At 72.9% G+C, this 14,094-nt stretch carries 16 protein-coding genes and 2 pseudogenes; 13 read left to right on the top strand and 5 right to left on the bottom strand.

All coding sequences use genetic code 11. The annotated features are described in order from the left end of the window. The first annotated feature begins 77 nt into the window (after positions 1-77). The 5 genes from nth to ABD143_RS06760 all read left to right on the top strand — a co-directional run bounded on the left by nth (position 78) and on the right by ABD143_RS06760 (position 3,703). The gene (gene nth / locus ABD143_RS06780) at positions 78-809 is read left to right on the top strand and encodes an endonuclease III (RefSeq protein WP_343973413.1); all 732 of its coding nucleotides are present in this window, start codon (positions 78-80) and stop codon (positions 807-809) included. After that, a complete protein-coding gene (locus tag ABD143_RS06775) occupies positions 806-1,447 on the top strand; it encodes a TlpA family protein disulfide reductase (RefSeq protein ID WP_343972757.1) in 642 nt (213 codons plus the stop codon). The genes nth and ABD143_RS06775 overlap by 4 nt, the downstream gene beginning before the upstream one ends. Positions 1,448-1,455: 8 nt before the next feature. Continuing rightward, on the top strand, positions 1,456-2,151 hold the full coding sequence (locus tag ABD143_RS06770) for an NUDIX hydrolase (protein ID WP_343973410.1): 696 nt from the start codon (positions 1,456-1,458) through the stop codon (positions 2,149-2,151). Positions 2,152-2,212: 61 nt separating this feature from the next. After that, positions 2,213-3,409 (top strand): MarP family serine protease, encoded by a 1,197-nt coding sequence (locus tag ABD143_RS06765; protein ID WP_343972754.1) that lies wholly within the window; start codon positions 2,213-2,215, stop codon positions 3,407-3,409. Positions 3,410-3,463: 54 nt separating this feature from the next. Further along, the gene (locus tag ABD143_RS06760; RefSeq protein WP_343972751.1) at positions 3,464-3,703 is read left to right on the top strand and encodes a hypothetical protein; all 240 of its coding nucleotides are present in this window, start codon (positions 3,464-3,466) and stop codon (positions 3,701-3,703) included. A gap of 318 nt (positions 3,704-4,021) precedes the next feature. On the opposite strand, the gene ABD143_RS06755 is transcribed toward ABD143_RS06760, so the two are convergent. Beyond that, a complete protein-coding gene (locus ABD143_RS06755; protein ID WP_343972748.1) occupies positions 4,022-5,305 on the bottom strand; it encodes an adenylosuccinate synthase in 1,284 nt (427 codons plus the stop codon). Positions 5,306-5,368: 63 nt separating this feature from the next. Here ABD143_RS06755 and ABD143_RS06750 point away from each other — a divergent pair, with 63 nt between their 5' ends. The 7 genes from ABD143_RS06750 to ABD143_RS06720 all read left to right on the top strand — a co-directional run bounded on the left by ABD143_RS06750 (position 5,369) and on the right by ABD143_RS06720 (position 10,793). Next, positions 5,369-6,094, top strand: a complete 726-nt coding sequence (locus tag ABD143_RS06750; RefSeq protein WP_343972745.1) for a hypothetical protein — start codon at positions 5,369-5,371, stop codon at positions 6,092-6,094. An 87-nt stretch (positions 6,095-6,181) separates the two neighbouring features. Further along, a complete protein-coding gene (locus ABD143_RS06745; RefSeq protein ID WP_343972742.1) occupies positions 6,182-6,484 on the top strand; it encodes an urease subunit gamma in 303 nt (100 codons plus the stop codon). A 1-nt stretch (position 6,485) separates the two neighbouring features. Further along, positions 6,486-6,860 carry an urease subunit beta gene (locus tag ABD143_RS06740; protein ID WP_343972739.1) on the top strand — a complete coding sequence of 125 codons (375 nt, stop codon included), beginning with the start codon at positions 6,486-6,488 and terminating at the stop codon, positions 6,858-6,860. After that, positions 6,857-8,575: an urease subunit alpha gene (locus ABD143_RS06735; protein ID WP_343972736.1), complete on the top strand. Its 1,719-nt coding sequence runs from the start codon at positions 6,857-6,859 to the stop codon at positions 8,573-8,575. Before ABD143_RS06740 ends, ABD143_RS06735 begins: the two co-directional genes overlap by 4 nt. Beyond that, complete coding sequence (locus ABD143_RS06730; RefSeq protein ID WP_343972732.1) at positions 8,575-9,258, top strand: urease accessory protein UreF; 684 nt, start codon at positions 8,575-8,577, stop codon at positions 9,256-9,258. Before ABD143_RS06735 ends, ABD143_RS06730 begins: the two co-directional genes overlap by 1 nt. Positions 9,259-9,278: 20 nt before the next feature. Beyond that, positions 9,279-9,983, top strand: a complete 705-nt coding sequence (gene ureG, locus ABD143_RS06725) for an urease accessory protein UreG (RefSeq protein ID WP_343972729.1) — start codon at positions 9,279-9,281, stop codon at positions 9,981-9,983. A 6-nt stretch (positions 9,984-9,989) separates the two neighbouring features. Then, the gene (locus tag ABD143_RS06720) at positions 9,990-10,793 is read left to right on the top strand and encodes an urease accessory protein UreD (RefSeq protein ID WP_343972726.1); all 804 of its coding nucleotides are present in this window, start codon (positions 9,990-9,992) and stop codon (positions 10,791-10,793) included. 38 nt (positions 10,794-10,831) lie between these two features. Here ABD143_RS06720 and ABD143_RS06715 read toward each other — a convergent pair whose 3' ends face one another. Beyond that, positions 10,832-11,494, bottom strand: coding sequence for a lysophospholipid acyltransferase family protein (locus ABD143_RS06715; protein ID WP_343972724.1), 663 nt, complete (start codon positions 11,492-11,494; stop codon positions 10,832-10,834). Between the two features lie 170 nt (positions 11,495-11,664). Here ABD143_RS06715 and ABD143_RS06710 point away from each other — a divergent pair. Further along, positions 11,665-12,285, top strand: a pseudogene (locus ABD143_RS06710) (ATP-binding cassette domain-containing protein); the annotation flags it as partial. Positions 12,286-12,335: 50 nt separating this feature from the next. Here ABD143_RS06710 and ABD143_RS38125 read toward each other — a convergent pair. The 3 genes and pseudogenes from ABD143_RS38125 to ABD143_RS06700 all read right to left on the bottom strand — a co-directional run. Next, positions 12,336-12,533: pseudogene (locus tag ABD143_RS38125) on the bottom strand (DNA alkylation repair protein); the annotation flags it as partial. After that, on the bottom strand, positions 12,530-13,645 hold the full coding sequence (locus ABD143_RS06705; RefSeq protein ID WP_343972721.1) for an FUSC family protein: 1,116 nt from the start codon (positions 13,643-13,645) through the stop codon (positions 12,530-12,532). The pseudogene ABD143_RS38125 and the gene ABD143_RS06705, both read right to left, overlap by 4 nt. A gap of 5 nt (positions 13,646-13,650) precedes the next feature. After that, on the bottom strand, positions 13,651-14,058 hold the full coding sequence (locus ABD143_RS06700; RefSeq protein ID WP_343973407.1) for a DUF3151 domain-containing protein: 408 nt from the start codon (positions 14,056-14,058) through the stop codon (positions 13,651-13,653). Between the last annotated feature and the right edge of the window lie 36 nt (positions 14,059-14,094).

The following is a 14,094-nucleotide window of genomic DNA, read 5'->3' as shown; positions in this document are numbered from 1 at the left end:
CACGCAGCGCTGCCCGGCTCGCCAAGCGGGTGTCCGAAGGGGAGCCGCCGCTCGGCCGGGCCCGCCGGGTAGGGCGGATGCTCCGCACCCTCGCCGCCACCCACCCCGACGCACACTGCGAGCTCGACTTCACCAACCCGCTGGAGCTCGCGGTCGCCACCGTGCTCTCGGCGCAGTCCACCGACAAGTTGGTCAACTCCGTCACGCCCGCGGTGTTCGCGAAGTACCCCACTGCGCTGGCCTACGCGCAGGCCGACCGCGCCGAGCTGGAGGAGATGATCCACAGCACCGGGTTCTTCCGGAACAAGGCCAACTCGCTCATCGGGCTGGGCGCCGCAGTCGTCGAGAAGCACGACGGGGTGCTCCCGCACACGCTCGAGGAACTGGTGGCGCTGCCCGGCATCGGACGCAAGACGGCCAACGTCATCCTCGGCAACGCCTTCGACATCCCGGGCATCACCGTCGACACCCATTTCGGCCGGCTCGTCCGGCGCTGGGGCTGGACGCAGGAGGAGGACCCGGTCAAGGTCGAGCACGCCGTCGGCGCGCTGGTGCCCAAGCGCGACTGGACGATCGTGTCGCACGAGGTGATCTTCCACGGCCGTCGCGTCTGCCACGCCCGCAAGCCCGCGTGCGGCGCCTGCAGCCTCAGCGCCGACTGCCCTGCCTACGGCACCGGCCCCACCGACCTGATGAAGGCCGCCGCGCTGGTCAAGGGCCCGTCGCGGCCGCACCTGCTCGCCATGGCCGGCGTACCGGACGACTCGGCGCCCCCAGCCGCTCCCGGCGAGGACCAGGACGCCCCGTGAACCGAGTCGGCGCGCGGCGCTCAGAGATCATCTCTACCGTGGTCGTCGTGCTGCTCGCCGCCGCCGCCGTGTTCGCCTTCTGGCCCCGCAACGCCGGAGCCCCCACCGCGGGCGCCCGGCCGGATGGCCCGCAGGCTGTCGCCGTCTCCGACGCCGAACTGGCTGCACCACGCGCCGCGGCCGGGCTGCAGCCGTGCCCGGCGCCTGCCGACGCGCCCGCTGCCGGCCCCCTGGCGGGCGTCTCCGTCCCGTGCCTCGGTGCGGCCGGCTCCGTCGACCTCGGCGCGGCTCTGGCCGGGCGACCCGCCCTGCTCAACGTCTGGGCATCCTGGTGCGGCCCGTGCCGCGACGAGCTGCCCGCGCTGGCCGAGTACGCGGCCCGGCCGGGAGCCGTGCCGGTACTGGGCGTCGACGTGCAGGACGACCCGCGGGCCGCACTGACACTTCTCACCGACATCGGGGTGCGGCTGCCGTCGGTCACCGACCCGAACGACGCGCTGCGCGTCGCGCTCGGCGTCCCGCCGGCGCTGCCTGTCTCGTACGTGGTGCGCGCCGACGGCACTGTCCTGAGGGTCGACCCACCCACGCCGTTCCGCACCGCCGACGACGTGGCGGCCGCCGTGGAGCGGCTGTCGTGACACGCCAGATGAGCGCGCTGCAGCCGCACCTCGCCCCAGGCTGGCTCCAGCCGCTGCTCGCCGGCGTGCGCGATGTCGACGCCGCCGGCCTGCTCCGCCACCGCTCGGCTCCGCCCGCCGAAGGTGGCCGGCACGCCGCAGTGCTGGTGCTGTTCGGCGAGGATCCCCGGCACGGCCCGGACGTGCTGCTGATGGAGCGGGCCAGCACGCTGCGCAACCACGCGGGGCAGGTCGCCTTCCCCGGCGGTGGCGCCGACCCCGGCGACCCGGACGCCGTGGGCACCGCGCTGCGCGAAGCCGAGGAGGAGACGGGCGTCGAGCCGTCGGGGGTGGTGCCGCTCGCCCTCCTGCCGGAGCTGTTCGTGCCGCCGTCCGGATTCGTCGTCACGCCGGTGATCGCCCACTGGGCGCGGCCGGTGGCGGTGCACGCGGCCGACCCGGGGGAGACCGCCGCGGTCGTGCGGGTGCCGCTGGCCGAGCTGGCCGACCCCGCCAACCGGCTCCGGGTGCGCCACCCCTCAGGCCTCACCGGCCCCGCGTTCACCGTCGCGGGGTTGCTCGTGTGGGGTTTCACAGGGGGCCTATTGTCCGCGCTGTTGGATCGGGGTGGATGGGCTCGACCGTGGGACACCACTCGGGTGGCGGACCTAGCCACAGCGTGGTCGACGGCGCGGGCTGGTCGGCGGGAGGGCGCAGGATCATGAGCTCGGGGCCTCGAGAGGTCGGGGCGGTCGGGGTACGCACGACGACGGAGCGGACAACAACGTGAGTTGGGTCGATGTCGTCGTCATCCTGCTCGCGCTGATCGCCGCAGTATCCGGATGGCGGCACGGCATGGCCGTCGCGCTGCTGTCGTTCGTCGGCGTGCTGACCGGAGCCGTGCTCGGGGTGCGTCTCGCGCCACTCATCGCCGCAGGCGTGGAGGCCCCGACCACGCGGATCATCGTCAGCATCGTCGTCGTAGTGCTCCTCGTCGCGCTCGGCGAGACCACCGGGGTCTTCTTCGGCAGACGCATCCGCGACCGCATCACGGGCGAACGCACCCTCCAGGTCGACTCGACACTCGGTTCCGTCCTGCAGGCCATCACCGTCGTGCTGGCCGCATGGCTCGTCGCGCTCCCGCTCGCCTCCGCGAGCTTCCCCGGCCTCGCCGCGGGCGTCCGCGGGTCGGAGGTTCTACGGGCTGTCGACTCCGTGATGCCTGAGGGCGCCAAGGCCCTGCCGGCCGAGCTGCGCCAGCTACTCAACAACTCGGGATTCCCCGACGTTCTCAGCCCGTTCGCCGAGACCCCGATCACCGAGGTCGGCCCGCCCAATCCGCTGCTGGCGCAGAGCCCGGCCGTGGCCGATGTGGCGAGCAGCGTGCTCAAGATCCGGGGCCGCGCGCCGTCGTGCGCCCGCCAGCTCGAGGGCTCCGGGTTCGTGATCGGCCCCGAGCTCGTGCTCACCAACGCCCACGTCGTCGCGGGCACGTCCGAGACCGGCGTGGAGGTCACGGGCAGGCGCGGGCGGGTCAGCGAGCTGGCCGCGGAGGTCGTGCTCTACGACCCTTCGGTCGACCTCGCCGTGCTCCGCGTGCCCGACCTCCAGGCCACGCCGCTGACGTTCGACCCGCAGCCGGCGAGCGCGGGCGACGACGCCATCGTGCTCGGCTACCCGCTCGACGGGCCGTTCACCGCGACGGCGGCCAAGGTCCGGTCGATGATCAACCTCAAGGGCCCGGACATCTACGACGACGGCGAGGTCACCCGCCAGGTTTACACGGTTCGCGCGGTCGTCCGCTCCGGCAACTCCGGTGGCCCGATGATCGCTCCCGACGGCCGCGTGATCGGCGTCGTGTTCGGCGCCGCGCTCGACGACCAGGAGACCGGATTCGTGCTCACCGTCGAGCAGGTGGCCGGTGTGGCGCAGGCGGCAGCTACCCTCCGCAGTGAGGTGGCTACGGGCAACTGCGCTGCGTGAAACTGCGCCCGCCTGGATAACGCGCGCGGCGATCCACACGACGCCGCAGGGTAGGTGACCTGCGATGTCCTGGAGGTCGGGTTGACCCCTACCGCGCCCAAGAGCCGTGAGGCCGCGAGCACCGTCGTGCCGCTGCTCGCCGGCGCCACCATGGCCGCAGCAGGTGTGCTGCTGCTCGGGTGGCCGCACCGGCCGCCGCTGCCGGGCCAGGCGGGTGCTCTGGCAGCCGTGGCCCTGATGGTCGTGGCGCTGCTGCTTGTCTTCGTGCCCGCGCTGCCGAGGTGGCGGCGCTAGCGCCGTGAAAACAAGGTTCCTTGCCCGCCCCGCCGGCATTCACCCACGTTCGGCGCGAAAGCGGTCGCTCGAACATGACGAGTCCGGTGGGTATGCCACCCACTCGAGGTCGTGCGACTGTGAAAGGTCCGTCCGTACCGGCCCTGGAGCGGAACCGGTACCTGTCCCCATCGTCGACAGCGACGAACTCGAAGCCCTCAGCTTCCAAGTATCGGAGCAGACTCGATCGAGGACGGTCACCCCCATTGGGTGGAGCCATAATTCATCTCGCCTCACGCTGACGATCGTTCGGGTCTGAATGCGCTCAGACTCCAGGGCCTACGAGACGTCGCGCGTGATCGTCTGGTCGCGGCCGGGCCCGACGCCGATGGCGCTCACCGGTGCCCCGGTCAGCTCCTCGATCCGCTGCACGTACGCCTGCGCGTTGGCCGGAAGCTCCTTGAAGGTCCGGTACGCCGACAGGTCCTCGAACCAGCCGGGCATCTCCTCGTACACGGGAACCGCGTGGTGCACGTCGGTCTGCGTCATCGGCATGTCGTCGACGCGACGGCCGTCCACCTCGTAGCCGACGCAGATCGGCACCCGCTCGAGGCCGGAGAGCACGTCGAGCTTCGTCAGGAAGAAGTCGGTGATGCCGTTGACGCGCACCGCGTAGCGCCCGATCACCGCGTCGAACCAGCCACAGCGGCGGGGCCGCCCCGTGGTGACGCCGACCTCGCCGCCGGCCTTGCGCAGGTGCTCCCCCATCGCGTCGAGAAGCTCGGTGGGGAACGGGCCCGAGCCGACGCGTGTGGTGTAGGCCTTGAGGATCCCGATCACCCTGGTGATCTTGTTGGGGCCGATGCCGGAGCCGACAGCAGCGCCGCCCGCGGTGGGGTTCGAGCTGGTGACGAAGGGGTAGGTGCCGTGGTCGACGTCGAGCAGGGTGCCCTGAGAGCCCTCCAGCAGGATCGACTCACCGGCCTCGAGGGCCTGGTTGAGCAGGAGCCGCGTGTCGGCGATCCGGTCGGCGAAGCGGCGCCCGCTCGCGAGCACGGTGTCCACCACCTCGTCGACGTCGAGCGCACGCCGGTTGTAGACCTTGACCATCACCTGGTTCTTGAACTCCAGGGCGGCCTCGACCTTCTGGTGCAGGATCTTCTCGTCGAGCACGTCGGCCACCCGCACCCCCACCCGGGCCACCTTGTCCTGGTAGGCGGGGCCGATCCCGCGGCCGGTCGTGCCGATCTTGGCCTTGCCCAGGAACCGCTCGGTGACCTTGTCGATGGCCACGTGGTACGGCATGATCAAGTGCGCGTCGGCGCTGATCATCAGGTTGCTGGTGTCCACACCGCGGGCCTCGAGCCCGGCGAGCTCGTCGAGCAACACGCCCGGGTCCACCACCACGCCGTTGCCGATCACGTTGCGCAGGCCGGGTGTGAGGATCCCGGACGGGATGAGGTGCAGGGCGAAGTCCTGGCCGTCAGGGAGCACGACCGTGTGCCCGGCGTTGTTGCCACCCTGGTAGCGCACGACCCACTGGACCTGGCCCCCGAGCAGGTCGGTCGCCTTGCCCTTGCCCTCGTCGCCCCACTGGGCGCCGATCAGCACGATCGCCGGCATGTGAAACTCCAGTCCTGGACGCGCGGCGGTGCGGTCACCGCGGCGGGGAGGGTAACCGATCTCGTGGGCTCGATCGATTCGAACGTGGTGCTGCTGAGCTGCTCCGATACCGGGCAGCCGCGGCGGCTCCCCGATAACGGTAGCCGCCGGGAAGACGATCTCGCCGCCCTCCCCGCGGCCGCGCTCCCGGCGCGACCCGACCGCACGGCCATCGACCCCGTCCTCGCCGAGCACGAGCCCCGCCGCGTGCTCGTCGCGGGCACCGACGCCGACCTGGCGGCGGTGCTGGTGCGGCTGCTGCGCACCGACCGGCTCAGGGTCGAGGTCGCCTACCTCCCCGTTCGGCGCTCACCTGCGACCGTCGCGTGGGGCCTTCCCACCGGCCCGGCGGCCGTCGACCTCGCGCTCGACGGCGCCGCATCGCCCGTCCCGCTGGTCCGCGACGACTCGGGCGGGGTGCTCGTCGGACGTGCGGAGATCGCCGACCTGCGCGGCGAGTGCTTCTGCGACGACGTCCTGGTGCTGCGGGGCAGCGCGCGGCGACTGGTCGTCGCGCCGGGCCCGGCCGGGATCGCGGTGCGCGCCGGGTGGAGCGGGCGCGCCCCGGACGGCCAGGTGCGGCCGGTGTCCCCGCTCGCCGCGGGCGGCCGGGGATCGGCGGTCGGCCGGGCAGTGCAGGTGGGCTGCGAGCCGGCCACGGTCGTCGTCGACGGGGTGGCGCACCCGCGGCCCGTACCGCGGTGGACCTGGTACCGGCACACCACCGATTGGCGGCTCGTGCGGCCCTGAACCGAGCGGTACAGGACACACTCCGGCGCCGGGAACCGAAACACCCGCGCCACATGTGAGTAACACGGCGTCTTGATGATGGCGCTCATGCACCTGAGTCCCCAGGAGCGCGACAAGCTGCTCGTGCACGTCGCCGCCGACGTCGCGAGGTCCCGCAAAGCCCGCGGGCTGCGGATGAACTACCCGGAGGCCGTGGCCCTGATCACCGACCACGTGCTGGAGGGAGCCCGCGATGGGTGCTCCGTCGGCGAGCTGATGTCCAGCGGCCGCAAGGTGCTGTCCAAGGCCGACGTCCTCGACGGGGTGGGTGACATGCTCGACTCCGTGCAGGTCGAGGCCACGTTCCCGGATGGCACCAAGCTCGTCACCGTCCACAGCCCGATCGTCTGACGTGGCGGGCGGAGCAGCGCCGGGCGGACCCGGCGAGATCATCCCCGGCGAGGGGGCCGTCCCGCTCAACCCGGGCCGGGACCGGACCACCCTCGTCGTCACCAACACCGCGGACCGGCCCGTGCAGGTCGGCTCGCACTACCACTTCGCTGCCGTCAACCCCGGGCTCACGTTCGACCGGGCCGCGGCGTGGGGCACGCACCTCGACATCCCGGCAGGCACGTCGGTGCGCTTCGAGCCGGGCATCGAGCGCGAGGTTGTGCTCGTCCCGTTCGGCGGGGCGCGGCTCGTGCCGGGGCTGCGCGTCGAGTACGCGGGTGCGCTGGACGAACGCACGCCCGAACCCGGGCCGCTGACCTACGGAAGCGACACATGACGTCCATCGAGCGCGCGCGCTACGTCGACCTGTTCGGCCCGACCGTCGGCGACCGCATCCGGCTCGCCGACACGAACCTGCTGATCGAGGTCACCGAGGACCGCAGCCGCGGCGCCGCGTCGGGCGACGAGGTGCTCTTCGGCGGCGGCAAGGTGATCCGCGAGTCGATGGGCCAGTCCGCGCGCACCAGCGCGGAGGGCGCGCCCGACCTCGTGATCACCGGCGCCGTCGTTCTCGACCACTGGGGTGTGGTGAAGGCCGACGTCGGCATCCGCGACGGGCGGATCGTCGGCATCGGCAAGGCCGGCAACCCCGACACGATGGACGGTGTGGACGAGGCCCTTGTGATCGGGCCGTCCACCGAGGTGATCGCCGGCAACGGGCGAATCCTCACGGCCGGCGCGATCGACGCGCACGTCCACTTCATCTGCCCGCAGTTGGTGGACACCGCGCTCGCGGCCGGCATCACGACCCTCGCCGGCGGCGGCACCGGCCCCGCCGAGGGCACGAAGGCGACCACAGTGACGCCCGGGCCCCGTGCGATCGGCCGCATGCTCCAGGCGATGGACCACCTGCCGATCAACGTGCTGTTGATGGGCAAGGGCAACACCACCAGCGCCGAGGCGATGTGGGAGCAGCTTCGGGCCGGGGCGGGCGGGTTCAAGCTGCACGAGGACTGGGGCACGACACCGGCCGCGATCGACGCGTGCCTGAAGGTGGCCGACGCTTCCGGGGTGCAGGTGGCGATCCACACGGACACGCTGAACGAGGCCGGCTTCCTCGAGTCGACCCTCGCGGCGATCGCCGGACGCTCGATCAACGCCTTCCACACCGAGGGAGCGGGCGGCGGTCACGCGCCGGACATCATCGAGGTGGTCGGGACGACGAACATCCTGCCGTCCTCGACGAACCCGACGCGCCCGCACACGGTGAACACGATCGACGAGCACCTCGACATGCTCATGGTCTGCCACCACCTCAACCCCGGCGTGCCCGAGGACCTGGCCTTCGCCGAGAGCCGCATCCGCCCCACGACGATCGCCGCCGAGGACGTGCTGCACGACATGGGCGCGATCTCGATGATGAGCTCGGACTCGCAGGCGATGGGTCGCATCGGCGAGGTGGTCATCAGGACGTGGCAGACCGCGCACGTCATGAAGGCGACGCGCGGCGCGCTCGACGGCGACGGCGCGGCCGACAACCTGCGGGCCCGGCGCTACGTCGCGAAGTACACGATCAACCCCGCCATCGCGCACGGTATGGCACAGGAGATCGGCTCCGTCGAGGTCGGGAAGCTCGCCGACCTGGTGCTCTGGGAACCGAAGTTCTTCGGTGTTCGGCCCGAGCTGGTACTCAAGGGTGGCTTCATCGCCTGGGCGCAGATGGGCGACGCCAACGCCTCCATTCCCACGCCCCAGCCCGTGATGCCGCGGCCCATGTTCGGGGCGGCGCCGCTGGTTGCGGCGGCCACAAGCCTCAACTTCGTCGCGCACACCGCGATCGAGTACGGGCAACTGGACGGGCTCGGGCTGCGCAAGCAGGCGACCGCGGTGGCCGACACCCGGAAAGTGGGCAAGGACGACATGATCGCCAACTCGGCGCGGCCGGAGGTGAAGGTCGATCCGGACTCGTTCGCGGTGCGGATCGACGGCGACCTCGTCGAGCCCGCTCCCGTCACCGAGCTGCCGATGGCGCAGAAGTACTTCCTCTTCTGATGGGGTCGCTCGCCGCGCTCACCCTCGCCGACGCCAGGTTTCCCGGCGGGGGGCACGTCCACTCCGGCGGTCTCGAGGAGGCGGTGGCGCGCGGACTCGTCACAAGCGTGTCGGACCTCCGCCCGTTCCTCGCCGGGCGGCTGCGCACGACAGGGCTGGTCGGAGCCGCGTTCGCCGCGGCGGCCGTCGTCGCGGCGACCGGGATGGGCGCCCAGTGGGCCGCGCTCGACGCGGAGCTCGACGCGCGTACACCGGCGGCCGCGCAACGGGACGCGTCCCGGGCGCAGGGCCGGGCCACGCTTCGCGCCGCGCGGCTCGCCTGGCCCTCCCCGGTACTGGACGACCTGTGCGCCGTCGCGCGCCACCCGCACCACGCCCTGCTTGTCGGTGCCGTGGTCGGCGTCGACGGCGGGAGCCCGGCCGAGGCCGCCCAGGTCGTCGGCTACCTCGCGGTGAGCGGCCCCGCGTCGGCGGCGGTGCGGTTGCTCGGGCTCGACCCGTTCGCCGTGAACGCCGCGATCGTCGCGCTGCGCCCCGTCCTCGACGCCGTCGTCACCCAGGCTCTGCACACATCGGCGCTACCACCCGAGCGACTACCGGCGCCCGGAGCGCCGGTGCTCGACCTCATGGCGCAGGCCCACGTCCACCACCACCGGGAGCAGGTGCGTCTCTTTGTCTCCTGAACGGAGCTTGCGGAGTGAACATGAGTGCTGACCACGGACACGGCCACGGCCACTCGCTCGACCCGACCGTCACCGAACCCGACCCGCACCACGCCGCTGCACCGGGCGGGAGGGCCGTGCGGATCGGCATCGGCGGCCCCGTCGGAAGCGGCAAGACCGCGCTGGTCGCCGCGCTCGCCCGCACCCTCGGGCCGCAGATGCGCCTCGGCGTGGTGACCAATGACATCTACACGACCGAGGACGCCGACTTCCTGCGTCGCGCAGGTGTTCTGACCCCGGACCGGATCGAGGCCGTGCAGACCGGCTGCTGCCCGCACACCGCGATCCGCGACGACATCACCGCGAACCTCGACGCCGTGGAGCTGCTGGAGGAGCGCTTCGGCGACCTCGACCTGGTGCTCGTGGAGAGCGGCGGTGACAACCTGACCGCCGTCTTCAGCCGCGGGCTGATCGACCGGCAGATCTTCGTCGTCGACGTCGCCGGCGGCGACAAGGTTCCGCGCAAGGGCGGCCCCGGGGTGACGACCGCGGACCTGCTGGTGATCAACAAGTTGGACCTCGCCCCGTACGTGGGCGCGGACATGGGAGTCATGACCGCGGACGCGCACCGGATGCGTGGCGAGCTGCCCGTGATCACGCAGTCGCTCGTGCGTGACCCGGCCGCCACCGACGTCGCGAGCTGGGTGCAGCAGCAGATCGCCGCCGTGCGCGCGCCGGTGGGCTGACGTCAGGTGCTGGCCAGGGCGCGCGTCGTCGTCGAGTGCGACGGCTCCGGGCGCACGGTGGTGCGCGAGCTGCGGTCGCAGGCCCCGCTGACGCTGCTCCCGCAGCGCGGGGCGGCCGCGGCGCGTTCACCCGTCGCGACGGTGCACGTGGTGGGCTCGGCCAGCACGCCGCTCGGCGGTGACGACGTGACGCTCGAGGTGGAGGTCGGGCCGGGCGCCCAGCTGGTGCTCACCGGGGTCGCCGCCACACTCGCGCTACCCGGCCAGGGCGGGGCGGTCGCGAGCAGGCTGGTCGTGCGGCTCCAGGTGGGCGAGCGGGCGGCCGTGCAGTACCTCCCGGAACCGACCATCGTCACGCGGCGGGCCGAGCACCACAGCGAGCTACACGCCGAGCTGGGCCCAGGGGCGCGGCTCAGGTGCCGGGAGGTTCTCGTAGCCGGACGCAGCGGCGAGGGCTCGGGCCGCTTCCAGGGACTGACCAGCGTGCGTGAGGCCGGCTGCCCCCTTCTGGTGCAAGCCCAGGAGCTGGGCGATGCCGCTCTGCACGCCTCCGCCGCGCACCTGGCCGGACGCCGCGTGCTGGGCACCGAGCTGCTCGTCTGGGGCGACGACCCACCCGCGGCGCATGCCGGCGTGTGGTGGTCGCTCACCCCGCTTGCCCGGCGAGGCTCGCTGGCCACCGCAGTGGGGACCGACGCGGTGGCGACCACCCGCGATCTCGCCACGGCGATCGCCTGCCACCCCGGCTGGTCCCGCGAGGTGCTGACGACCGCGACGCCCGAGGAGGGTGCTGACAAGCTCCGGCCATAGCGCGCGCAGTAGGCCCGAGCTCTTCAGCGCGCTCGTGGCTAGGCGGCGGGCCGGTGGTGGTACGTGTCGACGTACTCCTGGTGAGACAGGCGCGCGATCGCGTCCATGATCTCGTCGGTGGCGGCCCGGCGGATCGCGCTGGAGCCCTCCAGGCCGTCGTAGCGCGAGAAGTCGAGCGGCGGGCCGAAGCGGACGACCACACGACGCACCCGTGGGAACCGGGCCCCGACCGGCTGCACGCGCTCCGTGCCGATCAACGCCACCGGGACGACCGGCGCTCCCGTGCCCATGGCCAGCGTCGCCACGCCGGTGTGTCCGCGGTGCAGCCTGCCGTCGAGTGACCGGGTGCCCTCCGGGTAGATCGCGAACGCGCCCCCCGCCTCAAGCACGGTGCGGGCCGCAAACAGCGCGTCGAGCCCGGCCTTCGCGTTGGACCGGTCGACCGGCACGTAGCCGAGCGCGGAGAGGAACGAGGCGAACGCGCGGCCGCGCAGCCCTTTTCCCGTGAAGTACTCGGCCTTCCCCAGGAACGACACCGGACGGCCCGCGGTGAGCGCGATCACCGCCGTGTCGACGGCCGCGCGGTGGTTGGCCGCGAGGATCACCGCGCCGGTCCGGGGAACGTTGTCAGCTCCGTGCACCACCGGGCGGTAGACGAGCCTGGCAAGGGGCGCGAGCAACCAGCGGACCAGCAGATGCACGCGCGAACAACGCACTGGACAACCGGCCGGTTCCAGGAACGGGAAATCCGGTTGCAACGTCACCCGGACGGCAGCAATGCTGCCCACATCATGCGGATCTGACCACGCCACGCACCCGCGTTCGCGGCTCGGCCCGGTGGGTGCCCGACCGAACCCTCGGTGGTCTCCGCGTGCCCGCAGCCCGCAAGAACGAAGCCCTCCTCGCCCACGACGTCGTGAAGGCCTACCGCGACCGCACCGTGCTCGACGGCGTGTCCCTCACCGCGGCCCCCGGCCGGCGCATCGGGCTCATCGGCGAGAACGGGGCCGGGAAGTCGACGTTGCTGCGGCTGCTCGCAGGCGTCGAGGAGCCCGACGCCGGCACCGTCACGCGCCCGGCCGACCTCGGTCACGGGCACCAGGAGCTGCCACATCCCGGCAGCACCACCCTCGGCTCCGTCATGACCGACGCGCTGCGCGAGTCGCACGCGGCCATCCGCAGGCTCGACGAGCTCGCCGGCGCACTCGCCGTCGCACCTGACGACCCGCAGATCGCGCAGAGCTACGGGGAGTGCCTCGACTGGTGCCACGACCACGACGCGTGGGACGCGGAACGCCGCGCGGAACTGGTGCTGGCCGGTCTCGGGCTTGCCTGCGTCGCTGCCGAGCGGCGGCTGGACACGCTGTCGGGAGGGCAGCGGGCCAGGCTCGGGCTCGCTGCGCTGCTCGTGCGCAGGCCGGTCGCCCTGCTGCTCGACGAGCCCACCAACCACCTCGACGACGAGGCAGCCGCGTTCCTGGAGGACCAGCTGCGCGGGGCCTTGCCCATGATCGAGCAGGCTCCAGCCCTGGCCTCGTGGACCGGGCTCTCGAGCAGCTCCTCGATCTCGGCCACCGGCATCGCGATGAACTCCTTGGCCAGCGCGAACACCGTGCCCATCCGCACCCCGATGAACGTCTCGTCACCGGGGAAGTACCGCCGGTAGGCCACCCGCTGCGCCTCGTTCGCCTCGGCGTCCAGCCGGCCCCGGAAGGTCTCCGCGGTCAGCGCGCCGGTCATGCCCGTCCTCCGCTCACCTCGGGTGCCCGCATCGCGGCCAGCGCTTCCCCGCGGCTCATTCCGGTGGCCTGCAGGAGGTCGAGCGCGATCGATCGGAGCTGCGCGACGATCACCTGCTCCGAAGCCCCCGTCGCCCATCCGTCCGACAGCGCCGCCTGGTGGCGCACCACGTCGAGCACCGGTTCCCGGGCCAGCTCCCGCTCGCCCTCGCGGTCGAGCTGATCGGTCAGCACACCGACGGCCCCGGCCAACTCGGCGAGCAGGTCGGCCAGCTCGGGAGCGGCGGGTTCGTCGTCGCAGAGCGCCGTGTAGGTGCGGCGGGCGAGCACCCGTGCGTTGCGCATGGCGTAGTCGGCCCGCTCGGCCAGCTCGCGGAACCGGTGCAGCACCCGCCGCCTGCGCCGAAGCAGCGGCGCGACGCGGGTGACCTCCTGCCCGCCCCGCAGCGCCGCCCGCAGCCCGTCGATCAGCGGCTGGCTCGCCCGCGCCCTGCGCAGCGCCGCCGCGGCGGCCTCGGGGTCGCGTTCGCGGAGCGCTCGTGCGGTCTGCTCCAGCACGGCGGCCAGCTCCTCGAGCAGCGCTCTTGCCTCCCGCCGCACCGGGCCGACGGGGTCCGACGGCAGTACGGAAGCGACGAGCACCCCGACGGCGCCGCCGATCAGCGCGTCGACGCACCGGTTGAGACCGCCGGCCTCTCCCGGCGGCAGCAGCGTGGCCACGAGCACCGCCGACGACCCGGCCTGCGCCACGAGCAGCGCGGCTCCGTCGGCGAACACCGCCGCACCCATCGCCAGCGCGACGACCAGCGCGATCTGCCACGGCCCGCTGCCGATCTGCGCGATGAGCAGGTCGCCGACGAGCACTCCGAGGCTCACGCCCACCACGAGCTCGACGACGCGCCGCAGCCGGCTCCCGAGCGACACGCCGAGGCTGATCACCGCCGCGATCGGGGCGAAGAACGGGCGGGCATGCCCGACAAGGTCGTTCGCGACGAACCACGCGATCCCGGCCGCAACGGCGCACTGGGCGACCGGCAGCGCCGACAGCCGCAGCCGCAGGCCGCCCTGTCGAAACCGGGCGCGCGCCCGCTGCAACCGGCCGGCCCCGCGCACGGGGTTCAGGCGAGGCCGAGCGCGACGGCCGCGGCCGGGTCGGATTCGGTGAGGAACACGCGGCAGCGCTCGGCCTCGTCGGTCTCCCCGATGGCGTCCGCGGCCTTCTGCAATGCGCCGAGCGACCGCAGGAAGCCCTGGTTCGGCTCGTGCGACCACGGCACCGGGCCGAAGCCCTTCCAGCCGTTGCGGCGAAGCTGGTCGAGGCCGCGGTGGTAGCCCGTACGCGCGTACGCGTAACCGGTGATCGTGACGCCGTCCCGCAGCGCGCTCTCGGCCAGGACCGCCCAGGCGAGGCTCGACTGCGGGTGGGCCGCCGCGACCTCCGGTGGCGCGATGCCGCGGTCGAGATCGGCCGCGGCCGGGTCGACGGGCAGGAGCGTGGGCTCCGGGCCGAGCAGATTCCCCTGCATAGTCATGGGCTCATCCTGCCCGACCCGGTGCCGCCG

It is taken from the genome of Pseudonocardia aurantiaca, assembly GCF_039526725.1.
GTDB lineage: Bacteria > Actinomycetota > Actinomycetes > Mycobacteriales > Pseudonocardiaceae > Pseudonocardia > Pseudonocardia aurantiaca.
The sequence above is the reverse complement of the archived record's forward strand: the minus strand, read 5'-3'. Positions and strand labels throughout refer to the sequence as shown.